Source organism: Leifsonia sp. KNZ13-11D (assembly GCF_056754895.1).
Map to the genome: position 1 here is coordinate 1,703,648 of NZ_JBPGWU010000001.1, position 26,203 is coordinate 1,729,850.

15 protein-coding genes and 1 pseudogene are annotated in these 26,203 nt (G+C 71.4%); 10 read left to right on the plus strand and 6 right to left on the minus strand.

The features are described 5' to 3' along the window. Positions 1 to 14: 14 nt before the first annotated feature. Positions 15 to 2,849: a DivIVA domain-containing protein gene (locus ACR9Y5_RS08615; protein WP_481297577.1), complete on the minus strand. Its 2,835-nt coding sequence runs from the start codon at positions 2,847 to 2,849 to the stop codon at positions 15 to 17. A gap of 187 nt (positions 2,850 to 3,036) precedes the next feature. Between ACR9Y5_RS08615 and ACR9Y5_RS08620 the strand changes: the two genes are divergently transcribed. From ACR9Y5_RS08620 to ACR9Y5_RS08630, 3 genes are all read left to right on the plus strand, one after another. Next, entirely contained in the window at positions 3,037 to 4,926 is a 1,890-nt protein-coding gene (locus ACR9Y5_RS08620; protein WP_481297578.1) for a hypothetical protein, read from the plus strand. A gap of 62 nt (positions 4,927 to 4,988) precedes the next feature. Beyond that, positions 4,989 to 5,963, plus strand: a complete 975-nt coding sequence (locus tag ACR9Y5_RS08625) for a tetratricopeptide repeat protein (protein WP_481297579.1) — start codon at positions 4,989 to 4,991, stop codon at positions 5,961 to 5,963. A 62-nt stretch (positions 5,964 to 6,025) separates the two neighbouring features. Next, complete coding sequence (locus ACR9Y5_RS08630) at positions 6,026 to 6,811, plus strand: SDR family oxidoreductase (RefSeq protein ID WP_481297580.1); 786 nt, start codon at positions 6,026 to 6,028, stop codon at positions 6,809 to 6,811. Between the two features lie 60 nt (positions 6,812 to 6,871). Here ACR9Y5_RS08630 and glgB read toward each other — a convergent pair whose 3' ends face one another. Both glgB and ACR9Y5_RS08640 read right to left on the minus strand, forming a co-directional pair. Then, a complete protein-coding gene (gene glgB / locus ACR9Y5_RS08635; RefSeq protein WP_481297581.1) occupies positions 6,872 to 9,079 on the minus strand; it encodes a 1,4-alpha-glucan branching protein GlgB in 2,208 nt (735 codons plus the stop codon). 30 nt (positions 9,080 to 9,109) lie between these two features. Further along, entirely contained in the window at positions 9,110 to 11,011 is a 1,902-nt protein-coding gene (locus tag ACR9Y5_RS08640) for an alpha-1,4-glucan--maltose-1-phosphate maltosyltransferase (RefSeq protein ID WP_481297582.1), read from the minus strand. Between the two features lie 365 nt (positions 11,012 to 11,376). Here ACR9Y5_RS08640 and glgP point away from each other — a divergent pair, with 365 nt between their 5' ends. After that, complete coding sequence (glgP, locus tag ACR9Y5_RS08645; protein ID WP_481297583.1) at positions 11,377 to 13,950, plus strand: alpha-glucan family phosphorylase; 2,574 nt, start codon at positions 11,377 to 11,379, stop codon at positions 13,948 to 13,950. A 104-nt stretch (positions 13,951 to 14,054) separates the two neighbouring features. Here glgP and ACR9Y5_RS08650 read toward each other — a convergent pair whose 3' ends face one another. From ACR9Y5_RS08650 to glgX, 3 genes and pseudogenes are all read right to left on the minus strand, one after another. After that, positions 14,055 to 14,444, minus strand: a complete 390-nt coding sequence (locus ACR9Y5_RS08650) for an N-acetyltransferase family protein (RefSeq protein WP_481299544.1) — start codon at positions 14,442 to 14,444, stop codon at positions 14,055 to 14,057. A gap of 101 nt (positions 14,445 to 14,545) precedes the next feature. Next, positions 14,546 to 15,034 (minus strand): Cys-tRNA(Pro) deacylase, encoded by a 489-nt coding sequence (gene ybaK, locus ACR9Y5_RS08655; RefSeq protein WP_481297584.1) that lies wholly within the window; start codon positions 15,032 to 15,034, stop codon positions 14,546 to 14,548. Next, positions 15,034 to 17,132, minus strand: a pseudogene (gene glgX, locus ACR9Y5_RS08660) (glycogen debranching protein GlgX). Before glgX ends, ybaK begins: the two are co-directional and overlap by 1 nt. 48 nt (positions 17,133 to 17,180) lie before the next feature. Here glgX and ACR9Y5_RS08665 point away from each other — a divergent pair. The 6 genes from ACR9Y5_RS08665 to ACR9Y5_RS08690 all read left to right on the plus strand — a co-directional run bounded on the left by ACR9Y5_RS08665 (position 17,181) and on the right by ACR9Y5_RS08690 (position 26,139). Next, positions 17,181 to 18,356 carry a cysteine desulfurase family protein gene (locus ACR9Y5_RS08665; RefSeq protein ID WP_481297585.1) on the plus strand — a complete coding sequence of 392 codons (1,176 nt, stop codon included), beginning with the start codon at positions 17,181 to 17,183 and terminating at the stop codon, positions 18,354 to 18,356. A gap of 256 nt (positions 18,357 to 18,612) precedes the next feature. Then, a complete protein-coding gene (gene mnmA / locus ACR9Y5_RS08670) occupies positions 18,613 to 19,713 on the plus strand; it encodes a tRNA 2-thiouridine(34) synthase MnmA (protein ID WP_481297586.1) in 1,101 nt (366 codons plus the stop codon). A gap of 75 nt (positions 19,714 to 19,788) precedes the next feature. After that, positions 19,789 to 20,430, plus strand: coding sequence for a hypothetical protein (locus ACR9Y5_RS08675; protein ID WP_481297587.1), 642 nt, complete (start codon positions 19,789 to 19,791; stop codon positions 20,428 to 20,430). Between the two features lie 51 nt (positions 20,431 to 20,481). After that, positions 20,482 to 22,740: an NAD-dependent DNA ligase LigA gene (gene ligA / locus ACR9Y5_RS08680; RefSeq protein ID WP_481297588.1), complete on the plus strand. Its 2,259-nt coding sequence runs from the start codon at positions 20,482 to 20,484 to the stop codon at positions 22,738 to 22,740. Between the two features lie 275 nt (positions 22,741 to 23,015). Next, positions 23,016 to 24,275, plus strand: a complete 1,260-nt coding sequence (locus tag ACR9Y5_RS08685; RefSeq protein ID WP_481297589.1) for an alpha/beta hydrolase — start codon at positions 23,016 to 23,018, stop codon at positions 24,273 to 24,275. 55 nt (positions 24,276 to 24,330) lie between these two features. Then, positions 24,331 to 26,139 carry an alkaline phosphatase family protein gene (locus ACR9Y5_RS08690; RefSeq protein ID WP_481297590.1) on the plus strand — a complete coding sequence of 603 codons (1,809 nt, stop codon included), beginning with the start codon at positions 24,331 to 24,333 and terminating at the stop codon, positions 26,137 to 26,139. Positions 26,140 to 26,203 lie beyond the last annotated feature (64 nt).

A 26,203-nucleotide genomic window follows, 5' to 3' on the forward strand; every position in this document is an offset into this window, starting at 1 on the left:
GTGTCCCCCTGGGATCAGTCGCGGTCGGCGGTCACCTTCTCGGCCTGCTGGAGGACGCCTCGGAGGTTCTCGAAGTACCCGGCCACGGCCTCGCGCTCAATCCTAATCTGCGCCAGTCGCTGCTCCGCGTCCGCCACGAGCCGTTCCGTGCGCTCCTCGGTCTCGGCCAGGAGGGCGGCTGCGCGCTCCTCGGCGTCGCGGATGACGGCGGAGGCGGTGTCCTCGGCTTCCTTGCGCGCCTCGGTGACGGTGCGGCGCGCCTCCAGCTCGAAGGCCTCCGCCTCGGAGCGCGCCTGGGCGGTGCGCTTGACGGCGTCGGCGAGCTGGAGGTTCGCCTCGTCGAGGTACTTCTGGGTCTGAGCGACCGCCTCCTGATGCCGGGAGAGGTACTCCTTCTCCGCCTCGTCGCGGCGGGCGCGGAGCTCGACGTCGAGGTCGATGCGCGCCTGCTCCACCTCGCGCGTCCGGTTCTCGACCTCCTCGAGCGTGGTGTTGCGCAGTTCGGTGAGCTCCGCCTCCAGTGCCGCGCGGGCGGTCGCCGCCTGCTGTTCGAACGCGGCCAGCTTCTCGGCCAGCTCGGCATCCAGGGCGGTGCGCGCCTCGGCGACCTCGCGGGCGAGCTCGGCGCGCGCCTCCGCGGTCTCCTTCTCCAGCGCGGCACGCGTCTGCTGCGCCTCGTCGGCCAGAGCCACGCGCGTCCGTTCGGCCTCGCGCTCGAGTTCAAGTCGCTGCTGCTCGCGGTGGTCGGCCAGCTCGTTCGCGGTGGACTCCCGCTGGTCCGCGAGTTCGGCCGCGGTGCTGCGGACGTCTTCGGCGAGCCGGCTGCGGGTCTGCTCCTTCTCAGCCGTGAGGGCGCTGGTGGTCTGTTCGACCTCGGCGGCGAGGGCCTTCTTGGTCTGCGCAACTTCTGCCGCGAGAGCGGACTTCGTGGTGGCGACCTCGGTCTCCAGGGCCGATTTCGTCTGCTCGACCTCGGCGGCCAGCTCGCTGGTGGTCTGCTCGACCTCGGCGGCGAGTCCGGCGCGCGTCCGCTCGACCTCGTCGGCCAGGGCGGCCTTCGTGGTGGCGACCTCGGTCTCCAGCTCCTTCTTGGTCTGCTCGACCTCGGCGGCCAGGGAGGCCTTCGTGGTGGTGACCTCGGTCTCGAGGGCCGACTTCGTCTGCTCGACCTCGGCGGCCAGCGCGGATGTCGTGGTCTCGACCTCGGCCGCCAGCCGCGCCCGCTCGGAGGCGAGCTCGGCCTGCTGAGCGCTGCGTTCCCGGCTGAGCTCGTCGGCGAGCGCGGTGCGCGCGGCGTCGACCTCGGCGGCCAGGTCGGCGCGCAGCTCCGCCGCCTCGGCGTCGAGCTCGCGGCGGCGCCGCTCGGTCTCGGCGGCCAGGCGGGCCCGGGTCTGCTCGACCTCGGCGGCCAGCTCGCTGGCGGTCTGCTCGCGGTCCGCCGCGAGACGGGCGGCCGTCTCGGCGCGATCGGCCTCGAGCGCGGCACGGGTCTCGGTGGTCTCCTTCTCGAGGGTGGTGCGGGTCTGCAGCCGATCGTCCTCCAGCTGCTTCGTGGTGCGCTGCACCTCCTCGGCGAGGGCGGACTTCGTGGTCGTGACCTCGTTCTCGAGCGCGGCGCGGGTCGAGGTCACGTCGTTCTCGAGGGTCGAGCGGGTGGTGGTGACCTGCGTCTCGAGCTCCGAGCGGGTGCGCGTGACCTCCTCGTTCAGAGCCGAGCGGGTGCGGGTGACCTCGTCGGCCAGCTCGGCCTTGGTGCGCTCGACCTCGTCGGCGAGAGCGCTGCGGGTGGAGGTGACCTCCGCGTCGAGCGCCGAGCGGGCCTGCTCGAGATCCGCGGCGAGGCCGGCCTTGGTCTGCTCGACCTCGGCGGCGAGGGCCTTCGTCGTCTGCTCCACCTCGGTCGCGAGCGCGAGCCGGCGCGTCTTCTCCTCGTGCTCCAGGTCGGCCCGGGTCTGCGCGACGGACGCGGCGAGCTCGGCGCGCTGCTCCTCGACCTCGCCGGCCAGGTCGGCGCGGGCCTGTGCGGCCTCGGCGGCGAGCGCGTTCCGGGTCTCGGTCTCCTCGGCGGCCAGACGGTCGGCCGTCTCGGCGACGCGGCGGTCGAGCTCCAGGCGGGTCTGGGCGGACTCGCGCTCGAAGGCGGCGCGGTCCTCGGCGAGGGCGGTCTCGAGCTCGGAGCGGCGGGCCGCGATGGTGCGGTCGAGCTCGGCGGCCTCGGCGCGGGCGCGCTCGGCCTCGCGCGAGGCGACGGCCTTGAGCTCCGCGGCCTCCCGGTCGGCTTCTGCGCGCACGGCGGCGGCCTCGCGCTTGCTGGTGGCGCGCAGCTCGGCGGCTTCCGTCGCCACGGCGCCGCGGATCGCCGCAGCCTCGCGCATGGCGTCGTTGAGCAGGGTCTCCTTGTCGGCGCGGGTCTTCGTGAGCAGTTCGCCGGACTCGATCTGGGCGTCCTCGAGCAGCGTTGTCGCCCGGGCCTGGGCGTCGGCCAGGATGCGCTCGGCCTGCGCGGACGCCGCCTTCTTCATCTTGTCGATCTCGGCGGCGACACCCGCACGCAGCTTCTCGGCGTCGATGTCGGCCTGCGCGATCAGCCGCGTGGACTGCTCCTCGGCCACCCGCAGGGTGTTCTCGAGCTTGGTCCCGAGGCCCGAGTACGTCGGGCTGCCCACCTCTTCGATCTCGGCGTTGAGGTCGTCGATGCGCGCCTGGAGCCGCTTGACCTCCTTCGCCGAGTCGGCCGCCTGGGTGTTCGACTTGATCAGTTCGCGCCGCAGCTCCTGGAGTGCCTTGTCGACCTCGTCTTTGTCGTAGCCGCGGAAGACTTGGGTGAAGGTGGAATCGTCGGTGGCCACTGTCATTGCTCCTGGGGGATTCGGGTGGACCCGCTGCGCGCGTGCCGGAACGATCCTACAATTCAGTTGTCTGCGCCCGCACGGGGGGCTGCGCGAGCGTCCAGACAAGGGTTAGCTGCCTTTCAGGCACGTCCGGTATCGTCAGGTCACTGTGCCTGCCCCCGAATCGGCACATGAGGAGCCCTGTTTGCGTTTCGTACTCGCCATCGTCGCGTTCGTCGTCGCCGCGGTCATGATCGTGGCCGGCATCGCGCAGCGGACCGTCTTCGCCCCGCCGAGCCGCATCCAGGCCGCCGCCACCGTGTCCGGCGACCCCCGCTACGTGGTCATCGACGGCTCGGTGCTCAACGCGCATCCCGGACAGCAGACGCTGACCGTGACCGGCGCCCCCGACTCCTCGAAGCAGGTCGTCGCTTACGGCCGGACAGCGGACGTGAAGGCCTGGCTCGGCGGCCAGAAGTACGTCGCGGTCGGTTATCAGAAGGCCACAGGAAAGCTCTCCACCAAGGCCGTCACCGCGAAGCCGGCGATCCCGTCCGGCAGCGGTTCGGGCTCGACGGCGACACCGACCCCGTCGCCCACGCCGTCTCCCGCCGCATCGGGCGAGACCGACTCCACCCAGACCGACTCCACCAAGACCACTGCGTCGCCCACGGGCCCGGATCCGGCGGGCAGCGACCTCTGGCTCGAGGAGTTCGACGGCGACGCCGCCCAGGTCACGCGGATGAACATCCCGGACGACGTGAGCGTCATCGTCGCCTCGGACGGCCAGAAGTCCGCCCCGTCGCGCGTCAGCGTCACCTGGCCGGTCGACTCGAGCACGCCGTGGGCGTTCCCGCTGATCATCGGCGGCCTCGTCCTGCTGGTGATCGGCATCGGCCTCTACCTCTGGGGCCTCTACACCCACCGCCGCTCGCGCGGCCCCCGCCGGAAGAGCGGACCGAAGATGCCCAAGCTGCCCAAGGCGCCGAAGTACAAGCCCACCGCCATGGTCGAGGCCACGCCCCGCGGACGCCGCTCCAGCCGTCGTGCGCGCGTCATCCTCCCCGTCGCCCTGGCAGGAGCCCTGGCCCTGACGGGCTGCACCGCCGGAACGGACGCCGCGACCACGCCGTCCAAGACCGCGACACCGCTGGCCACGGAGGCGCCGGACCCGCAGGACCAGCTCCCGCCCGCCGTGACCGTTCCGCAGCTGGAGCGCATCGTGAAGCGCATCTCCGAGTCGGCCGCCCAGGCGGACGCGAAGGCCAGCGCGGACCTCGCCAAGGTGCGGTTCGTCGGTCCGGCCCTCCAGCTCCGCGAGGCCAACTACGCCATCCGCGCCCACAAGTCGGACGAGCCGGCGCTTCCGGCCATCCCGGCAAGCCCGATCGTGCTCTCGCTGCCGCAGGCGACGGACACCTGGCCGCGGACCGTCGCGGCCGTGATCCAGAGCCCGAAGGATGCGAAGGGCAACGCGCAGGCGCCGATCGCGCTCACGATGGTGCAGGAGACGCCGCGCGACAACTACCAGGTCGAGTACGCGGTCTCGCTGGAGCCCAAGGCGAAGGTCCCGAACCTCGCGCCCGCCAGCATCGGGGCCGCCGTCGTGCCGCCCGACTCGAAGCTGCTCGCGCTCCCGCCGCAGAAGGTGTCCGCCGCCTACGGCGACATCCTGATGAACGGCGACAAGAGCCAGTACGCCTCGCTCTTCAACGCCGACGGCGACACGCTGCGCACCCAGGTGGGGGCGGACTGGAAGGCGAAGCAGAAGGCCGCCGTCCCGGCGACCGCGTCGCTCGCGTTCACGACCGCTCCGGGGAAGGGGGCGGATGTCGCGATGGCGACGAACGACTCGGGCGCCATCGTCTGGACCGACCTCCAGGAGTCGCAGGTGCTCAAGGTCGTGGAGGCCGGCGCCGAGGTCAGCGCGGGCAACACGGCCGCCGCGCTGAGCGGCGTCGCGTCGTCGAAGACGGGTATCGAGTCGACCTTCGGGTATCAGCTCGCGTTCTACGTCCCGCCGGCGGGGTCGAACCAGAAGATCACGCTGCTCGGGTTCGCCCAGGGCATGATCGCCGCCAAGCAGATCCCGTAGTCCCCGGACGCTTCGCGAGTATCCTTGATTCTCGTGCCGCAGCACGCACGTCAGGAGGATCAATGAGCAACGTCCCGCCCCCGCCCACCAACCTGCGCGGGGCCGTCGACCTGAGTTCCCTCGTCAACCGGCCCGCGCCGTCGGCCGACGGAGGCACGTCCGGCCAGCCGGCCGCGGGAGCCGCTCTCACGCTGCCGAGCCTCTACTTCGAGGGGACCGACGCGAACTTCAACGACTTCATCGACCTGTCGATGCGTGTCCCGGTCGTGGTCGACCTCGTCACCGCGCGCGCGGAGCAGTCGGCGCAGTTCTCCGCCGTGATCGACCGCGTCGTGGGCAGCTACGGCGGGAGGCTCGTGGTGGTCCGGATCGACGTGGACGCGAACCCGCAGCTCACCCAGGCGTTCCAGGCGCAGGCCGTGCCGACCGTGGCCGCCCTGATCGCCGGCCGCCCCGTGCAGCTCTTCTCGGGCGCCGTGCCGGAGGAGCAGCTGCGCGACGTGTTCGACCAGCTGCTGCAGTTGGCGGCGCAGAACGGGGTCACCGACACGGTCGCCGTCGAGGGCGGCGCGGACGCCGTCGACCAGCCCGAAGGAGCCGCCGAGCCCGCGCCGGAGCCCCCGCTGCCCCCGCTTCACGCGGAGGCCTACGACGCGATCGACCGCGGCGACTACGAGGGCGCGATCCGCGCCTACCGGACCGCTCTGGCGCAGGACCCGCGCGACACGATGGCGGCCGCAGGGCTGGCGCAGGTCAGCCTGCTCGCACGCCTGAGCGGGCGCACGGCCGACGAGCTGCGGAGCGCGGCCGCCGAGGCGCCCCGCGACGCGGACGCGCAGCTCGGCGTCGCCGACCTCGACATCTCGGGCGGCCACGTCGACGACGCGTTCGACCGTCTGCTCAGCGTGTTCCCGTCGCTCGACGCGGCGGGCAAGGAGGCGGTGCGCACGCGCCTGCTCGAGTATTTCGAGATCGTGGGTGTGGACGACCCCCGCGTGGGCAAGGCGCGGGCTAGGCTGGCTTCGCTGCTGTACTGAGCCCGCTCTCCGGGCGGCGGTCGGCGGTTCCCCACTCGACTCTCGCTCAGGAGTGATCGCGCATGTCCCGTGTGCTCGTCGTCGGAGGCACCGGCCTGGCCGGGCGCGCCGTCACCGCTGAAGCGATCGACCGCGGCCACGAGGTCGTCGTGGCCGCTCGTCGGGTGCCCGACGACGACGCCGACGAGTACGTCCCCGGCGCCGCCTACGTCACGGCCGACCTGGTCACCGGCGACGGTCTGGAGGAGGCGGTCGACGGCGTCGACGTCATCGTGGACACCAGCAACGCGGTCGGCAAGCAGGCCGCGCACGTCTTCGCCACGGGCGCGCAGAACCTCGTCCACACGGCGGCCCGCTTCGGCGTGCACCGTGCGGTGCTCCTGTCCGTCGTCGGTGTCGACCACTCGTCGTACGGCTACTACCGGGCGAAGGCGGCCCAGGAGCGCGCGTACCTGGACTCGGCGCTGGACACGCGGATCGTCCGCGCCACGCAGTTCCACGACTTCGTCACCGCCATCTTCGACCGCGGACGGCCGCTCGGCGCGCTGATCGCGCCGACCCGCACCCGCTTCCAGCCGATCGCGGTGACCGACGTCGCCCGGGTGCTGGTCGACGCGGCCGAAGGCGCCGGGGAGCCGGACAGCGTCATCCACGTCGGTGGTCCGCAGGTGGAGTCGGCGCGCTCGCTCGCCGAGCAGTGGAAGCAGGCCAGCGGCACCCGCCGCTACATCCTCCCCGTCCGCCTGGGCGGCGCGCTCGGGTCCACCTGGCGCGCGGGACGCAACCTGGTGCCCGAGCACGCCGTCGACGGCCTCGGCTACGCGGCCTGGATCGACTCGCGCGCCTGAGGGACCGTCAGCGCGGGACCGTCGGCGCGGCACCGTCGGCGCTGCCGCGCCGGCTCCGCGTCAGCGCCGGGGCTTCAGCCAGAGAGCGCCGAGCGGCGGTAACGTCAGCACGGCCGACGCGGGGCGGCCCATCCACGGCTCGTCCACCGCGGTGACCGCACCGAGATTGCCGACACCCGAACCGCCGTAGGCCTCCGCGTCGGTGTTGAGCAGTTCCTCCCACTCGCCCGCGAACGGCAGCCCCATCCGGTAGCCGCTGTGCGGGTTGCCCGAGAAGTTGAACAGCATCGCGATCGGCTCACCGTCGCGGTCCTTGCGGAGGAAGGCGATGACGTTGCCCTGCGCGTCCGAACCGTCCAGCCACTCGAAGCCGGCCGGGTCGTTGTCGAGGACCCACAGCTGCGGGTGGTCGCGGTAGAGGGCGTTCAGCTGCGAGACCAGGTTCCAGAGGCCCTGGTGCGCCGGCTGGTCGAGGATCCACCAGTCGAGGCCGCGCTCCTCGCTCCACTCGGACGGCTGCCCGAACTCCTGGCCCATGAAGAGCAGCTGCTTGCCGGGATGCGCCCACATGAAGGCCAGGAACGCGCGCACGTTCGCGAGCTGCTGCCAGTGGTCGCCGGGCATCTTGGTCAGCAGCGACCCCTTGCCGTGCACGACCTCGTCGTGACTGATCGGCAGGAGGAAGTTCTCGCTCCACGCGTACACGAACGAGAACGTGATCTCGCTGTGGTGGTAGCCGCGGTACATCGGGTCCTCGTGGATGTACTGCAGCGCGTCGTGCATCCAGCCCATGTTCCACTTGAGGCCGAAGCCGAGGCCGCCGGACGAGGTGGGGGCGGTGACGCCGGCGTAGCTGGTCGACTCCTCGGCGATCATCACGGTGCCCGGGTTGCGCTTGTACGCGGTGGCCGTCACCTCCTGCAGAAAGCCGATCGCCTCGAGGTTCTCGCGGCCGCCATGGATGTTCGGCTCCCACTCGCCGTCGTTGCGCGAGTAGTCGAGGTAGAGCATCGAGGCCACGGCGTCGACCCGGAGGCCGTCGACGTGGAACTCCTCCAGCCAGTACAGCGCGTTGGCGACGAGGAAGTTCCGCACCTGCGAGTTGCCGTAGTCGAAGATGTAGGTTCCCCAGTCCTTGTGCTCGCCGCGGCGCGGGTCCGGGTGCTCGTAGAGCGGCTGCCCGTCGTAGCGGGCGAGCGCCCAGTCGTCCTTCGGGAAGTGGCCGGGCACCCAGTCGAGGATGACGCCGATTCCGGCCTGGTGCAGCCGGTCGATCAGGTACTTGAGGTCGTCGGGAGAGCCGAACCGGCTCGTCGGGGCGTAGTAGCCGGTTACCTGGTAGCCCCACGACCCGCCGAAGGGATGCTCGGCGAGCGGCAGGAACTCGACGTGCGTGTAGCCGAGCGCTCCGACGTAGTCGATCAGCTCGTCGGCGGCCTCCCGGTATCCGAGGCCGGGACGCCAGGAGCCGAAGTGGAGCTCGTAGACGCTCATCGGGCCCGCGTGCGGGTCCGTGTGGGCCCGCTGCTGCATCCACGTGTCGTCCGCCCAGTCGTGGCGGCTCACCGTGATCGTGGAGGCGGTGGCGGGCGGCACCTCGGCGAACCGGGCCAGCGGGTCGACCTTGCGCACCCAGCGGCCGTCCTGCGCGAGCAGGTCGAACTTGTAGATCTCACCCTCGCCGATGCCGGGCACGAACAGCTCCCAGACGCCGGAGGCGCCCATGTTGCGCATCGCGTGCAGCGTGCCGTCCCAGCCGTTGAAGTTGCCGACCACACGCACTGCGCGGGCGTGCGGCGCCCAGACGGTGAAGGAGGTGCCGACCACGCCGCCGAGGTCGCGGACGTGGGCGCCGAGCGCCGTCCAGAGCGTCTCGTGGCGGCCCTCGCCGATCAGGTGCAGGTCGAGCTGCCCGATGGTGGGGAGGAACCGGTACGGGTCGTCCGCCGTCCAGGTGCTGCCGTCGCCGTAGCGGGCCTCGATCTCGTACGCGCCAGGGCCGGTGATGTCGACGCCCTGCCAGACGCCGTGGCCCAGGTGGCCGAGCTCCACGTGCGCGCCGTTCGCCAGCAGGGCGAAGACTTCGGTCGCGAGCGGGCGCAGGGTGCGGATCACGGTGACCGGGTCGGCGACGCCGGGGGCCGCGATCCGGTGCTGACCCAGCACCGAGTGGGGATCGTGGTGGCTGCCCGCGGCGATCGTTGCGAGCAGGGTGTCGTCGAGCGTCGGCAGGTCGACGGCGGCCGCGCCTTCGGGAATGGGGGACATGGTGCTACTCCTCGGTTCTCGTGCGGGCGGTCAGAGCGGGCGGACGGACAGGATGTGGACGGGCTCCGTGAAGGCGTCGAGCCGGACGTAGTTGTCCGTGCCCCATGTCCACCGCTGCCCGGTCACCCGGTCCTTGACCTCGAACCGGGCGCCGGCGGGAATGCCGAACGCGGTCGGGTCGAGGTGGACGATCGTCTCGCGCACCGAGTGCGGGTCGACGTTGGCGACGACGAGCACCGCATCCGCCTTGCCGCTGCGCGTGAAGCGGCCGTCGAGGTACTTCGAGTACACGAGGATGCTGTCGTCGTCGCTCCAGTGGATGCGCAGGTTGCGCAGCTGCCGGAGGGCCGGGTGCTCGCTGCGCGCACTGTTCAGCATGGTCAGGTATCCCGCCAGGGAACGGCCCTGCGACTGGGCGCGGGCGTAGTCGCGGGGGCGGTACTCGTACTTCTCGTTGTCGATGTACTCCTCGGCTCCCGGCCGTGCGACGTTCTCGAACAGCTCGTAACCGGAGTAGACGCCCCAGGTCGGCGCGGCTGTCGCCGCGATGGCCGCGCGCACCTTGAAGGCGGGCTGGCCGCCGAACTGCAGGTACTCGGTGAGGATGTCCGGCGTGTTGACGAACAGGTTCGGCCGCAGGTAATCGGCGGTCTCGTGCGCGAGCGAGTCGAGGAACTCCTCCAGCTCCTCCTTCGTGTTCCGCCAGGTGAAGTACGTGTACGACTGCTGGAACCCGGCCTTGGCCAGAGTGCGGAGGATCGCCGGCCGGGAGAACGCCTCGGCGAGGAAGACCACGTCCGGGTCGGTCGCGTTCACTGTGTGGATCAGCCACTCCCAGAAGGCCAGCGGCTTGGTGTGCGGGTTGTCGACGCGGAAGATGCGGACGCCGAGCGACATCCAGTGCCGGACGATGCGCAGCACCTCCTGCCGCAGCCCGTCGTAGTCGTTGTCGAAGTTGATGGGGTAGATGTCCTGGTACTTCTTCGGCGGGTTCTCCGCGTAGGCGATGGTGCCGTCCGGGAGGGTGGTGAACCACTCCGGGTGCGTCGTCACCCACGGGTGGTCGGGCGACGCCTGCAGCGCCAGGTCGAGCGCGACTTCGAGTCCGGCCTGCTTCGCCTTGCCGAGGAAGAACGTGAAGTCCCTCTCGGTGCCGAGGTCGGGGTGGATCGCGTCGTGGCCGCCCTCGGCGCTGCCGATGGCCCACGGCGATCCCGGGTCGTTCTCGCCGGCGTCGAGCGTGTTGTTCGGTCCCTTGCGGAAGGTGCGGCCGATCGGATGGATCGGGGGCAGGTAGACGACGTCGAAACCCATCGCCGCGACCTCCGGCAGGCGCTTGGCCGCGGTGCGGAAGGTGCCGGATTTCCACGACCCGTCCGGGAGCTTCTTGGCGGCCTCGGAGCGCGGGAAGAACTCGTACCAGCTGCCGACACCGGCGCGGGTGCGCTCGACCTGGATGGCGCGGGTGGGCGACAGGGACGGCAGGCCGACCACGGGGCGCTCGGCGAGCACCTGCTGGATGCGCGCATCCACCGCCGCCTGGAAACGCTCGTCGACCGACCGCTTCTCGTCCGTGACCACCTTGGCGGCCTCCGAGAGGTGGCGCCGCTCGGCGGTGCTCCGGCGCTTGTCCTTGGAGGCGGTCACGAGCAGGTCGTGCCCCATCCGCAGCATGAGGTCCACGTCGATCCCGGCCGGCACCTTCACCTCGGCGTTGTGCCGCCAGGTGGCGTACTCGTCGGCGTAGGCCTGCACGCGGTAGCGCCACAGCCCGGTCTGCTCGAGCTGCACCTCCACCTCCCAGCGGTCGGTGCCGGGGGCGAGTGGATGCATGTGGTGCTCGGTCTGCCGGCCGGAGGGGTCGAGCAGCAGGAGGTCCACGCCGATCTTGTCGTGCCCCTCGCGGAACGCGGTCGCACGGAACGGGATCACCTCCCCGCTGAACGCCGTCGCCGCCCACAGTCCCTCGTCGACCTGGGGGAGAGCTCCAGGATCGGGATGCGGGGAGCAGGGGTTCGTACGGCTCGCCCTCGGCGGGCGCCGCGGCGGCGGGCGCCGCGGCGGCGGGCGCTGCGGAGGCAGGCGGCGCGACGGCAGGCGGCTGGGCCACCGGTGCCGGCGGGGTCGACTGCCTGCCGCGTGACTTCGTGCCCGCCTCCGGCGTTCCGGCCGGGGAGGATGCCGCCGTGGCCGCCTCGGGCGCGGCGGCTGCTGACCTGGTCGCTGCGTTCTTCACCACGCTCCCGAACGTACACTCATTAACACGCCCGTCATGAGGCTCGTTTACAGTGGACCGAGTGAAGGCCATCCGTCGATTTACCGTCCGAGCCGTCCTCCCCGAGAACCTCTCCGCATTGGAGGAGATCGCCGGCAACCTCCGTTGGTCCTGGCACGAGCCCACCAAGGAGCTGTTCGCCCGCATCTCGCCCGAACTGTGGCAGCAGGTCAGACACGATCCGATCGCGCTCCTGGGCGCCGTGGAGCCGTCCCGGCTCGCCGAGCTCGCCGCGGATCCCGGATACGTCGAGTGGGCCAACCACATCCTCGACGACCTGCACTCGTACCTCAGCGAGCCGCGCTGGTACCAGTCGCTGGGCGACGGCGCGCCGCAGACCATCGCCTACTTCTCGCCCGAGTTCGGCATCGCGGCGACCCTGCCGCAGTACTCAGGCGGCCTCGGCATCCTGGCCGGCGACCACCTGAAGGCGGCGAGCGACCTCGGCGTCCCCCTGGTCGCGGCCGGCCTGTTCTACCGCTCCGGCTACTTCTCGCAGGCGATCACGCCCGACGGCTGGCAGCTGGAGAGCTACCCGGTGCTCGACCCGGACGGCCTGCCGCTCAGCGTGCTCCGCAACCCGGACGGCACGCCCGTGCAGATCTCGCTCGCGCTCCCGGACGGCGTGCTGCACGCCCGCATCTGGCAGGCCGCGGTCGGCCGCGTCAAGCTGCTGCTCCTCGACACCGACATCCCCGACAACGAGGAGCGGCTGCGCTCGGTCACCGACCGGCTGTACGGAGGCGGCGGCGAGCACCGCCTGCTTCAGGAGCTGCTGCTCGGCATCGGCGGCGTGCGCGCGGTCAAGGCGTGGACGGACCTCACCGGCGCGCCCGAGGCGGAGGTGTTCCACACCAACGAGGGCCACGCCGGGTTCCTGGGGCTGGAGCGCATCTCCGACCTGATCGGCGAAGGGCTGACCTTCGACCAGGCGCTCCAGGTGGTGCGGGCCGGGACCGTGTTCACGACGCACACGCCGGTGCCCGCGGGCATCGACCGGTTCGACCGGTCGCTGGTCCAGCGGTACTTCTCCACCTCGCTCCTGCCCGGCGTGACACCGGATCAGGTGCTCCCGCTCGGTGCGGAGGACTACCCGGGCGGATCGCCGGACGTCTTCAACATGGCGGTGATGGGACTGCGGCTGGGCCAGCACGCGAACGGCGTATCGAAGCTCCACGGCGACGTCTCCCGGCACATGTTCAACGGACTGTACCCGGGGTTCGACCCGCAGGAGGTGCCGATCGACTCCGTCACCAACGGCGTCCACGCGCCCACCTGGACGGACCCGATGCTCCGGGCGCTCGCGCTCGAGCGGCTCGGCACCGAGGACACCACGCACGCCGACTGGGCGAACTCGTCGGCGGTGACCGACATCGACCTGTGGGGTGTCCGCACCCGGATGCGCGAACAGCTGGTGCTGGATGCGCGCCGCCGGCTGGCCGCGGCGTGGGAGGAGCAGAACCCGGGCGGGATCGCCCCGGCGTGGATGAGCGACCTGCTCGACCCGAACGTCCTCACCATCGGCTTCGCGCGGCGCGTGCCCACCTACAAGCGGCTCACGCTGATGCTGCACGACCCGGACCGGCTGCGGAGGATCCTCACCGACCCCGAGCGTCCCGTCCAGTTCGTGATCGCGGGCAAGTCGCATCCCGCCGACGACGAAGGCAAGCGTCTGATCCAGAAGCTGGTGCAGTTCGCCTCGGAGGCCGACATCCGCGAGCGGATGGTGTTCCTCCCGGACTACGACATCGGCATGGCGCAGCTGCTCTACCCGGGCACGGACGTCTGGCTCAACAACCCGCTGCGGCCGCTGGAGGCGTGCGGCACGTCGGGGATGAAGGCGGCGCTCAACGGGGCGCTCAACCTGTCCATCCTCGACGGCTGGTGGAACGAGTTCTACGACGGCGAGAACGGCTGGGCGATCCCGTCCGCCGACGCCGCAGGCGATGGTGCGGAGCGCGACGCGCTCGAGGCCGAAGCGATGTACGACCTGATCGAGCACCAGATCGCGCCGCGGTTCTACGACCGCGACGGCGACGGCGTGCCGACGGCCTGGGTGTCGCGCATCCGGCACACGCTGTCGACCCTGTCGTCGCCGCTGTCGGCCGAGCGGATGGTGCGCGAGTACGTCGAGCGGCTCTACCTGCCTGCGGCGGGCTACGAGAACCGGCTCAGCGAGAACGACTTCGCCGACGCCCGGTCGCTGGCCGACTGGAAGCGACGGGTGAAGGCGGCCTGGCCCGGCGTCACCGTCGCCCACGTCGACGCGGGCGGGGTGGATGCGGTGCCGCAGGTCGGCGACGAGCTGCACGTGCGCGCCCTCGTCAACCTCAACGGGCTGGAGCCCGGCGACGTCGAGGTGCAGGTCGTCTACGGGCGCAGCCAGGAGGGCGACGAGCTGGTCGACGTGCACCGGCAGGCACTCGCCGTCGACAACAGTGTGCCCGGTACCCACGACGCGTCCGTGCCGCACGAGTTCGTCGGCACGGTGCGGCTCGCCTGGGCGGGCTCGTTCGGCTACACGGTCCGTGTCGTCCCCGTCAACGACCTCCTGCTGACCCCCGCCGAGCTCGGCCTCGTCGCCTCCGCCTCCTGACCCGCGCCCTACCCCCTCCGTCGAGTACACGAAAACTGCACGCCGAACCGGCGTTTTGCGTGCACTATTCGTGTACTCGACGGAGGGGAGTGAGGCGAGAGGAGTCAGCGAGTCAGGCGGACGGTGGGGAGGGTGGCGGAGCCTGCGGGGTGGGAGGCGGTCGCGCCGTCGCGGGAGAAGCCGTTGCGGCGGTAGAAGGCCTCGGCGCGGGGATTGCCGTCGAGCACCCACAGGTAGGCGGGGGAGTCGCCGATGGCCGCGTCCAGCAGCTGCTGGCCTGCGCCCGAGCCGTACGCCTTCGCCAGCACGTAGATGCCCTCGAGTTCGCGGGGGCGCGGCGCGTCGTCGTCGCGGCCGGAGCCGGCGGTCGCCCAGCCGATCACCTCGCCGTCGCGTTCGGCGACGAAGGCATCGGTGTCGCCGCGCTCCAGGATTGCCGTCCAATTGCGGGCGCTGCGCTCCACGTCCATCCGGGCCAGGAATCCGGCGGGCATGCGACCGGCGTAGGCCTCGCGCCAGGCGCCGACGTGCACCACCGCGATGGCGTGCGCGTCCTCGACCGTCGCCGGCCGCACGGTCACCGCGCCCTGCGCCGTCACTTGGTGATGGGCGCGTACGCGGCGCCCGTCGCGGTGAGGAGGTCGGCGGGCGCGAGCTCGATGTCGAAGCCGCGCTTTCCGCCCGAGACGAAGACGGTGTCGAACAGCTGCGCCGTCTCGTCCACCACGGTGACGTGCCGGGTCTTCTGGCCGATCGGGCTGATGCCGCCGACGACGTAGCCGGTGCGGCGCTCCGCGACGGCCGGATCCGCCATGGACGCTCGCTTCGCGCCGATGGATGCGGCGAGCGCTTTGAGGTCGAGCATCCCGGTGACCGGCACGATGCCGACCACGAGCCCGAGGTCCGTGTCGGCGAGCAGCGTCTTGAAGACCCGGTCCGGTTCGACGCCCAGCGCCTCCGCGGCCTCCAGCCCGAACGACGGCGCCGCGGGGTCGTGGTCGTACGGGTGCGCGGTGAACGGGATGCCGGCGGCGGTCAGCGCGACCGTCGCGGGGGTTCCCGCTGCAGCTTTCGCACGCGCCATCAGACCGTCGCCTCCGGCTCCTCCACCCGCGGGCCGTTCGCCCGGTAGAGCTGCATCGACGTGCCGCCGACCAGTCGCGTCGTCCCGGGGCGAACTCGGTCGCCTCCTCCGGGATGGGGACCTCGGTCGCCGAGTCCCAGAGCAGCTGGTACGAGGTGACACCGGGCGCCACCGGCAGCGACACCTCCACGTCATCCTCCACGCCGTGGACGATGAGCAGGATGCGGTTGAACTCCTCGGTGACCGGTGTCGACGCCGCGAGGTACTGCAGGGTGCGGTTCTCCGGCGAGTTCCAGTCCTCGTCGTCCATCCGCTGACCCGTGGCGTCGTACCAGTCCATGTGGCTGGCGTTCGGCGTCGTCTGGCCGGAGACCGCGTAGCGGACGGGCCGCAGCGCAGGGTTCTCGCGGCGCAGCTGCAGCAGCCGTTTGGTGGTCTCGTGCAGCTCCCGCTGCTCCCGTGTGCGTAGCCAGCTCAGCCAGGTCAGCTCGCTGTCCTGGCAGTAGGCGTTGTTGTTGCCGCGCTGACTGCGCCCGTACTCGTCGCCCGCGGTGATCATCGGCACACCGGCCGAGAGCAGCAGGGTGCCCATCAGGTTGCGGATGGCCTTGGCGCGCGCCAGCAGGACGGCCTCGTCGTGCGTCGGGCCCTCGACGCCGTGGTTGAAGGAGCGGTTGTTGTCGGTCCCGTCCCGGTTGCCTTCGCCGTTCCCGAGGTTGTGCTTGACGTCGTACGCGGTGAGGTCTGCCATCGTGAAGCCGTCGTGGGCGGTCACGAAGTTGACCGAGGCGAGCGGGCCGCGCTCCGGCGAGAACGTGTTCGACGATCCGGCGAGCCGGGTGGCGAAGCCGCCGATGCCGACCGGGGCCTGCCCGTTGCGGCGTGCCTCGGCGATGTCCGCCAGCCAGAAGTTGCGGACACGGTCGCGGTAGCGGTCGTTCCACTCGGACCAGCCGGGGTGGTCGTCGGTGGGGCCGGGGAAGTTGCCGGTCTGCCAGCCGCCGAGGCCCACATCCCACGGCTCGGCGATCAGCTTCACGCCCTGCAGGCCCGGGTCCGACTGGGCGGCCACGAGGAGGGGATGGTCGCGATGGAAGGAGGCGTCCGGCCCCCGGCCCAGCGTCGCCGCGAGGTCGAACCGGAAGCCGTCGACCTGCATCTCGTTCGCCCAGTAGCGCAGCGAGTCGAGCACCAGCCGCTGCGGGACGGGGTTCCCGAAGTCGACGGTGTTGCCGCATCCGGTCACGTCGATGTAGGCGCCGGTGGCGTCGTGCCGGTAGTAGGTCGCGTTGTCGATGCCGCGGAAGCTCGTGCGCGGACCCTCCATGCCCTCCTCCGCCGTGTGGTTGTAGACGACATCGAGGATCACCTCGATGCCCGCGAGGTGCAGCAGCTTCACCATGCCCTTGAACTCGGCGAGCACCGCCTCCGGCCCGGCCGATTGCGCGGCGCGCGACGCGTACGGGGTGTGCGGGGTGAAGAAGTTGAGGGTGTTGTAGCCCCAGTAGTTGGTGAGCCCCTCCCGGATGAGACGCTGCTCGGACACGAACGCGTGCACCGGGAGCAGCTCGACGGCGGTCACGCCCAGATCCTTCAGGTAGCGGATCGTGGACTCGTGGGCGAGTCCCGCGTAGCTGCCGCGCAACTCCTCCGGCACGTCCGGATTCACCTTGCTGATGCCCTTGACGTGCGCCTCGTAGATCACGGTCCGGTCGAGCTCGACGCCCGGCTTGCGCGCGTCGCCCCAGTCGAACCCGTCGGCGACGACGACCGAGCGCCAGCCGTCCGACCCGACCCGCACGAGGCCCCGCGCGTACGGGTCGATGAGCAGCGCCTCCGGGTCGAACGAGTTCGCGGGGGCGTTCGGACCCGACACACGCAAGGCGTAGCGGGTGCCGACGGTCAGCGACCGCGAGCGGCCCACCCAGACGCCGTTCGCATCCCGGTTCATCGGCACCGCCTTGACGAGCCAGTTCGGGTCGGCCGCGTCGAAGAGGCACAGCTCCATCGCGTCGGCGTTGGCAGAGAAGACCCGGAGCTCACCCCCGTGCGGCCCGACACGGACGCCCAGGTTGCGCAGGGGATCGGTCGAGGTCATGCGATCTAGAGTAGTGACACACGCTCGGACCCAGCTTCGGAGGACACCGTGCCGGTCTACCTGGACCACGCCGCCACCACGCCGATGCGCCCGGAGGCGATCGCCGCCTACACCGAGGCCATGGGCGTCGTCGGCAACCCTTCCAGCATCCACAGCCAGGGGCAGCAGGCCCGGCGGATGCTCGAGGAGGCGCGCGAGCGGGTCGCCGCGACCCTCGGCGCCGACCCGATCGAGGTCGTCTTCACCTCGGGCGGAACGGAGGCGATCAACCTCGCGGTGAAGGGGATGTTCTGGGCGCGCAACGGCGGCGTGTCGCGCCCGCGCATCCTGGTTCCGGGCGGCGAGCACCACGCGACCGTGGACACGGTGGAGTGGCTGGAGCGCGCGGAAGGGGCGCAGGCGTCCTGGCTGCCCCTCGACCGCGACGGACGCATCGTCGTGCCGGAGCGGGTGCCGCAGGATGCGGCGCTCCTGACGTTCCTCTCGGTCAACAACGAGGTCGGGACCGTTCAGCCCGTGCAGGCGCTCGCCGCGGTGGCGCGGGAGGCGGGCGTACCGGTGCACGTCGACGCGGTCGCGGCCTACGGGCACCTGACGATCGATTTCGCGGCCCTGGGGGTGGATGCGCTGAGCGTCTCGGCCCACAAGATCGGCGGGCCGGTCGGCATCGGCGCGCTCGTGCTCAGCCGTGCATCCACCGTCGTGCCGCTCATCCACGGCGGCGGGCAGCAGCGCCAGGTCCGCAGCGGCACGCAGGACGTGGCGGCCGCGGTGGCGTTCGCGGTCGCCGCGCAGGCAGCTGCGGCCGAGCTGGAGGGAGAGTCCGCTCGGGTGTCCGCGTTGCGCGACCGGCTGATCAGCGGCGTGCGCGCTGCGGTCCCGGAGGCGGTGCTCTCGGGGCCGGAGCCGGGGCCGGACCGCGTGGCCGGGAACGCGCACTTCGTGTTCCCGGGCGCGCAGGGCGACTCGCTGCTGTTCCTGCTCGACATGGCGGGCGTGTCGGTCTCGACGGGTTCGGCGTGCCAGGCGGGCATCCCCGAGCCGTCGCACGTCCTGCTCGCCATGGGCCGCGGCGAGGACGAGGCGCGCGGCGCCCTGCGGTTCACGCTGGGCCGCACCTCCACCGAGGCCGACGTGGATGCGCTGCTCGCGGCGCTGCCCGCCGCCTACGAGCAGGCGTCGCGGGCGGGCCTCGCGGAGCGCGCGCCGCGGCTGGGGCGCTAGCGCCCGCGCATTCGGCACGAATGTCGCCTTCCGCGCGTCCTGAGCCTGCACTCGGCACGAATGTCGCCGGGACGGTGGCGGACATTCGGCACGAATGTCGCCTTCCGCGCGTCCTGAGCCTGCATTCGGCACGAATGTCGCGGGGACGGTGGGCGGACATTCGGCACGAATGTCGCCTCTCGCGCGCGCTGAGCCTGCATTCGGCACGAATGTAGGGCCCGCGGAGCGTCCGGCGAACGCCGGGTAGAATCGCGGGGTGAAGGTTCTGGCGGCGATGAGCGGGGGAGTCGACTCCGCGGTGGCGGCGGCTCGCGCCGTCGAGGCGGGGCACGACGTCGTCGGCGTGCACCTCGCGCTCTCGCGTATGCCGGGGACGCTGCGCACCGGCAGCCGCGGCTGCTGCACGATCGAGGACTCGATGGATGCGCAGCGCGCGGCGAACATCATCGGCATCCCGTACTACGTGTGGGACTTCTCCGAGCGCTTCAAGCTGGACGTGGTCGACGACTTCATCGCCGAGTACTCCGCGGGCCGCACCCCCAACCCGTGCATGCGGTGCAACGAGCGCATCAAGTTCGCCGCGCTGCTCGAGAAGGCGCTCGATCTCGGGTTCGACGCCGTCTGCACGGGCCACTACGCGGCGATCGTCACGGACGCCGTCGGCAACCGCGAACTGCACCGCGCCAGCGCCTGGGCGAAGGACCAGTCGTACGTGCTGGGAGTGCTCACCTCCGAGCAGCTGGCGCACGCGATGTTCCCGCTGGGCGCGACGCCGTCCAAGGCGGAGGTGCGCGCCGAGGCGGCCGCGCGCGGCCTGAGCGTCGCGAACAAGCCCGACTCGCACGACATCTGCTTCATCCCGGACGGCGACACCCGCGGCTGGCTGGCCGAGCGTGTCGGCACGGCGACCGGCGACATCGTCGACCGCGAGGGCAACCGTCTCGGCACCCACGAGGGCGCGCACGCGTACACCGTGGGGCAGCGCAAGGGACTGAACGTGGGATACCCGTCGCCGGACGGTCGTCCCCGGTTCGTGCTCGAGGTGCGGCCGAAGGAGAACGAGGTCGTGGTGGGCCCGCGGGAGGCGCTCGACATCGCCGAGATCGCCGGTTCCCGCTTCACCTGGGCCGGCCTTCCCCCCGCGAGCCCCGAGACGCCGTTCGCGTGCGAGGTGCAGATCCGTGCCCACGCGGACCCGGTGCCCGCGGTCGCGCAGGTGCGCGGCGGCGAACTCGTGGTGCGGCCGGACGTGCCGCTGAACGGCGTCGCGCCCGGTCAGACGGCGGTCGTCTACGTCGGCACCCGCGTGCTGGGCCAGACGACGATCGACCGCACCGTCTCCGCCGTCCCGGTCTGACCTCCCGCAGACCGCCTCACGGTGCACGCGAACTCCTGCCTGCCCATGGGCCGCCCAGGGCTCTAGGCTCCGAACATGCCGGTTGAGAAGGCGATCCGACTGAGGCGCGAGGCGTGGGGCTTCGCCATCGGCTCGCTGTTCTTCCTGGTCGGCGCTGTTCCGGCCTACCAGCTCGCCGTCGGCGCCGTCGCAACGAACCTCACCTTCTTCGTCGGTGCGCTCTTCTTCACGGCGGCCGCCTTCATCCAGCTCGCGCTGAGCGGCCGCCGACCGCCCCGCCGCGGGGGCAGCAGGCCGGACCGGTACGACTGGTGGGCGGCCGCCGTGCAGTTCCTCGGGACGCTGTTCTTCAACGTCAGCACGACCGAGGCGCTGATCGTGGCCGCGAACGGCTCGGCGCGGGTCGGCGACGGCTGGCGCCCCGACGCGTTCGGCTCGGTCTGCTTCCTCATCGCCAGCGGGCTCGCCGTCGCGGCGACCGTCGACCGGGAGCGGCTCTGGGATCCGCGGGCGCGCACCTGGCACGGCACGTGGCTCAACCTGTTCGGTTCGGTGCTCTTCGCCCTGTCCGCTGTCGGCGCGTACACGATCCCGGCCAGCGGGGATCCGGTCAGCCTGCTCTGGGCGAATCTGGGCACGTTCCTCGGCGCCGCCTGCTTCCTCGTGGCGGCGGTGCTCAGCCGGCGGTCGATCCCGGTGCGGGTGCGCACGGCCTGAGGTCCGGCGCCGGAGGCCTCGGCGTCGGGGGTCCCGAATAAGCTGGGGGACGTGGCGATCGAGACGACGACCGACGACCAGTCCGCCGAGGCGCGGGCCGAGGCGCAGCAGCTGACGACGCGCATCCTGGAGTTGCGCGACGCGTACTACGAGCGCGACACGGTGCTCGTCAGCGACGAGGAGTACGACCGGATGATGCGGCGGCTCGAAGAGCTGGAGCGGCTGTATCCCGAGCTCCAGTCGCAGGACAGCCCCACCCAGACCGTGGGCGGCCGGGCGCAGACGACGCTGTTCGCGCCGGTGGAGCACGCCGAGCGGATGCTGAGCCTCGACAACGTCTTCTCGCTGGAGGAGTTCGAGGCGTGGGCGGCGCGCGTCGAACGCGACGCCGGGCGCCGTGTCGACTACCTCTGCGAGCTGAAGATCGACGGCCTCGCCATCAATCTCCGCTACGAGAACGGCGTGCTGGTCTCGGCGGCCACCCGGGGCGACGGTGTCGTGGGGGAGGACGTGACGGAGAACATCCGCTGGATCCCCGCCATCCCGAATCGGCTGGCCACCGACGAGCCGCCCGCGCTCGTCGAGGTCCGCGGGGAGGTGTTCTTCCCGGTGGCGGAGTTCGAGGAGCTCAACGCGCACCAGCAGGAGGCGGGCGAGCGCGTGTTCGCGAACGCGCGCAACGCGGCCAGCGGCTCGCTGCGGCAGAAGGCCGAGGGCAAGAACCCGGCGCAACTCGAGCTGATGCGCGACCGGCTGCGCCGCCTCCACATGCTGGTGCACGGCATCGGGGCGTGGCAGAACCCGCCCGTCGACGCGCAGTCGAAGATCTACGAGCTGCTGAAAGGCTGGGGGCTCCCGACCTCCACGCACTACCGGGTCGTCGACGACGTGAAGAAGGTCGACGAGTTCATCGAGTACTACGGCGCGCATCGCGGAGCGGTCGAGCACGAGATCGACGGCATCGTCATCAAGGTGGACGAGCTGGCGCTGCACGACGAGCTCGGCGCCACCAGCCGCGCGCCCCGCTGGGCCATCGCCTACAAGTACCCGCCGGAGCAGGTCAACACGAAGCTCCTCGACATCGTCGTCAGCGTGGGCCGCACAGGTCGTGCGACACCGTTCGCGGTGATGGAGAAGGTGCGGGTCGCCGGCTCCGAGGTGCGGCAGGCCACCCTCCACAATCAGGAGGTGGTCAAGGCCAAGGGCGTGCTGATCGGCGACACCGTGGTGCTGCGCAAGGCAGGTGACGTGATCCCGGAGGTGCTGGGTCCGGTGGTCGAGCTCCGCGACGGGACGGAGCGCGAGTTCGTCATGCCCGAGAACTGCCCGGAGTGCGGCACCCGGCTCGCGCCGGCGAAGGAGGGCGACATCGACCTGCGCTGCCCGAACGCGGAGTTCTGCCCGGCGCAGGTGCGCGGGAGGGTCGAGCACATCGGTTCGCGCGGCGCACTCGACATCGAGGCCCTCGGCGAGGTCGCGGCTGCGGCGCTCACGCAGCCGCGGTTCCCGGAGGCCCCGCCGCTGCCGACGGAGGCGGGGCTGTTCGGGCTGACCCTCGCCGACCTGTTCCCGATCGAGGTCGTGGTGCGGGATTCGGAGACGGGCCTGCCGAAACTGACCGACTCGGGGGAGGAGAAGGTAGACACTCCGTTCCGCCGCCGGCGGCAGAAGAAGGACGGCCCCTTCGAGCCCGGCAGCGAGGAGTTCGCCGGGAACGAGCTGTACGTCCCCTCGAAGAGTGCCGTCGAGCTGTTGAGCAACCTCTCGGCCGCGCGCGAGAAGCCGCTGTGGCGCATCCTGGTCGCGCTGAACATCCGCCACGTCGGCCCGGTGGCGGCTCGGGCCCTCGCCAACCACTTCGGGTCGCTGGATGCGATCCGATCCGCGTCCCGCGACGAGCTGGCCGCGGTGGATGGTGTCGGCGGCATCATCGCGGACGCCGTCCTGGCCTGGTTCGAGGTCGACTGGCACCGCGAGATCGTGGAGAGATGGGCGGCGGACGGCGTGCAGTTCACGACGCCGGGCCATCCGGGGCCGGGTCATGCCGACGAGGCCGGGGGAGTGCTCGCCGGCCTCACGGTCGTGGCGACGGGGTCGCTCGACGGCTACACGCGGGAGGGCGCTCAGGAGGCGATCATCGCGGCGGGCGGAAAGGCGGCATCCAGCGTGTCGAAGAAGACGGACTTCGTCGCCGCCGGTCCGGGTGCGGGCTCAAAGCTGGCCAAGGCCGAGGAGCTCGGGGTGCGCGTGATCGATGCCGCCCAGTTCCGCATTCTCGTCGAGCAGGGGCCCTCAGCGCTCGCCAAGTGACTGATTCGGTCCGTCATCCTGTGGACAGGATTCGAATTCTCCCCCTGAATCGGGGGTAGAACGGCCCGCCGTCCGCCACCCATTCATGGGTAGAGTCGAGACGTGCGCTCCCCCGGGCGCACGCGCCGCACATGCATAGGGCTTAGCTCGCTCGCTCTCGGAGGGACCCGGACGGAGTGCTAGTCGGCTTTGCAGCTGTACTCACTGTCACCTCGGCGGTCTCCGGACTGACCGGGGCCTTCGTGTTGCCTGCGGACGCCGCCCCTGCACCCTCGATGTCGGTCACCGCGGCGGTGTCCTCGGCTCCCGCCCTCGTCTCCGGTCCCGTCTCCGACGTGCCGACGGCGCCCACCGGCGGTGGCGCGTCCGCCTCGGTGCTCTCCGCCGTCAGCGGCGTCGACGCCTCGGCCCTGCCGTCGTTCCTCGACGCCAACCGCGCGAAGCTCGAGAACCTGTTGAAGCAGCATCCGGCCCCCGCCGACGTCAGCAGGCTGTGGAAGCTCATCGACCCGGCGAAGCAGAAGATGCTCGTGCAGGCCGCGCCGCATGTCGTGGGCAACCTCGAGGGGGTCCCGTACGACGTCCGCGGCCGGGCCAACACGATCGACCTCGCCCAGACCATCTCACGGGTGACGTCGACGCTGAAGTCGGAGCACGGCCGCACCGAGCGCGTCGCGCTGCAGCGCCAGCTGAAGACGCTCGACAACGTCTCGAAGTCCCTCTCGAAGCACGACGGCGTGAAGCGGACGCTGGTCTCCCTCGACCCGTCGCCCGAGGCCAAGGCGGCCATCGTCGTCGGCGATCTCAGCACGGCGCACTACGTCAGTGTGCTCGTGCCCGGCATGTACATGTCGGTCGGGGAGCAGATCGAGGCCTGGGCGCAGGTGGCCCAGGAGCAGTACGACCTGCAGACCGGCTTCCTGCGCCGGGTGCTCGGCCCGCGCGGCAACGGCGGTGCTCCCGGCGTCGCGGTCGTCGCCTGGATCGGCTACCAGACACCCGTTCTCACCAACATCGGCGGGACGGCCCTGGCCACCCAGGGCGCCGACAGCCTGGAGCGCACTCTCGAAGGCATCCGTGCCCTTCGCGACGGCGACCAGCCGTATCTGAGCGTCTTCGCCCACTCGTACGGCTCCACTGCCGCTCTGATGGCCCTCGAACGGCACACCGTGTCGGTGGATGCGCTGGCGCTCATGGGCTCGCCCGGCAGCGCCGCGCAGTCGGTCGCCGGGCTGTCCGTCTCCGGAGGGAACGTCTTCGTCGGCGAGGCTCCGCTCGACCCGATCGTCGACAGCGCGTTCTTCGGAAGCGACCCCGGGTCACCGGCTTACGGCGCGAAGCGGATGGGCGTGGACGGCGCGACCGACCCCCTCACCGGTGCCTCTCTCGCCGGATCGTCCGGCCACAACGAGTACTTCACGGCAGGCACGGAGTGCATGCGCAACCTCGCGATGATCGGCATCGACCGCGGCGACCTCGTGCTCTCGGGCGGCGGATCGGACGGCTCGACCTCCCAGACCGCGTCCGCGCGCTGAACCCGCCGCGCGGGCGCCGGAGGCGGCGTCGGCGCCTCGTCCCATAATGGAGGGGATGCGACAGGACGACGACCGGAGCGCTCAGCTGGGCGGCGGGCACGATGACGTCGACGTCGACGTCGCCGACGGCGCCGCGGGGCGTGGCGCCAGCCGCCGTGCGTTCCTGAAAGGCGCCGGTCTCGTGGCGGCCGGAGCCGTCGCGGGCGGCGCGGCCGGGGGTGCGGCCGGCGCCGCGTTCGGCGCGGCCGCCGGCTCGTCCTCGGCGACGGCGGACGAGTCCGGCGAGGAGTACCCGCCGCTCCCTCCACGCGGCGGCGGACCGGGCTTCGACCACCTGGTCGTGCTCATGTACGAGAACCGTTCGTTCGACAACCTGCTCGGTCGCCTCTACGACGAGGAGACGCTGCCGAAAGGCGCCCGGTTCGAGGGCCTGGCCTTCGGCGACCACAGCAACCCCGACCCGGCCGGTGGGCCCGACATCCCGGCGCACGTGTATCAGGGGACGACGGACTTCGTGATGCGGCAGCCGTCGCCGGATCCCGGCGAGGTGTATCCGCGGGTCAACACGCAGCTCTACGAGGTCGTCGATCCGCCGTCGAACGCCGACGAGCGCCTGCGCGAGCTGCAACCGCCGTACAACGCGCCGGAGCCGGGCGCCCGGCCCACCATGCGCGGGTTCGTGCGCGACTACGTCGGCGTGCTGCGCAAGGACACCGGCCGCGAGCCGGTGCTCGACGACTACCGCCGGGTGATGGGCGGGTTCAGCCCGGAGATGCTGCCCGTCTTCTCCACGCTGGCGCGCCAGTTCGCCGTGTACGACGACTGGCACTGCGCCGTCCCGTCGCAGACGTTCTGCAACCGCTCGTTCTTCAACGCCTCCACCTCGCACGGGTACGTCGACAACGGGGGCGCGGAGGGCCTCGGCAAGTGGTTCGACCCGAAGAACGACGCGCCCACGATCTTCAACCGGCTGGAGGAGGCGGGGCGCAGCTGGCGCGTCTACTACGACGACCGTCAGCTCATCTCGCTGACCGGCTTCATCCATGCGCCGGCGCTGCAGCCGTACTGGAAGACCCGATTCCGCACCATGTCGCAGTTCTACGTGGATGTGGCCGAGGGCACCCTCCCGGACTACGCGTTCGTCGAGCCGCGACTGCTCTACGACCACAACGACATGCACCCGCCGGGCGGCCCCAAGACGGCCGAGGACGTCGGCGGCGGGGTCGTCGTCGGCGGGGCGATCTCGGACGTCCGGGCCGGCGACCTGCTGCTCCACCGCGTCTACTCGGCCATCCGGTCCTCCCGCAGCGCTAAGGGGTCGAACGCGCTCAACACGTTGCTGCTGGTCACGTTCGACGAGCACGGCGGCACGTACGACCACGTCCCGCCCGGTCCTGCCGCGCCGCCCGACGACAGCGGACCGGGCGAGAACGGGTTCGCGTTCGACCGGCTCGGCGTCCGCGTGCCCGCGATCGCGATCTCGGCCTACACCGAGCGCAACACGATCATCCACGAGGAGATGCACCACGGCGCCGTCATCGCGACGCTGTGCCGGAAGTTCCGGATGAAGCACCTCACCGAGCGCGACCGGGGCGCGCGCACCATCGACAACGCGATCAACCGCACCGCCCCGCGGCAGCCCGGCACGTGGCCGGACACGCATCCGCAGTACCTTCCCGCGAACCCGGAGGCGGACGCACCGGCGCCCGAGGACGAGGACCGCCCGCTCAGTCCTCCCGGTGTCGGCCTCGTCGGTCTGCTGACGGCCCGCTACGGCGAGCCCGGCGCCGCCGTGCCGCGCACGTACAAGGAGGCGTACCAGGCGGTGGCGCGGCTGGGACACGGACTGTTCGGCTCGTCGTAGAGTCCTCGCCCTAGAATCGATACGGCGGCCTCGCGTTCGCGAGCGCGCCCCCATTTTCACCGAA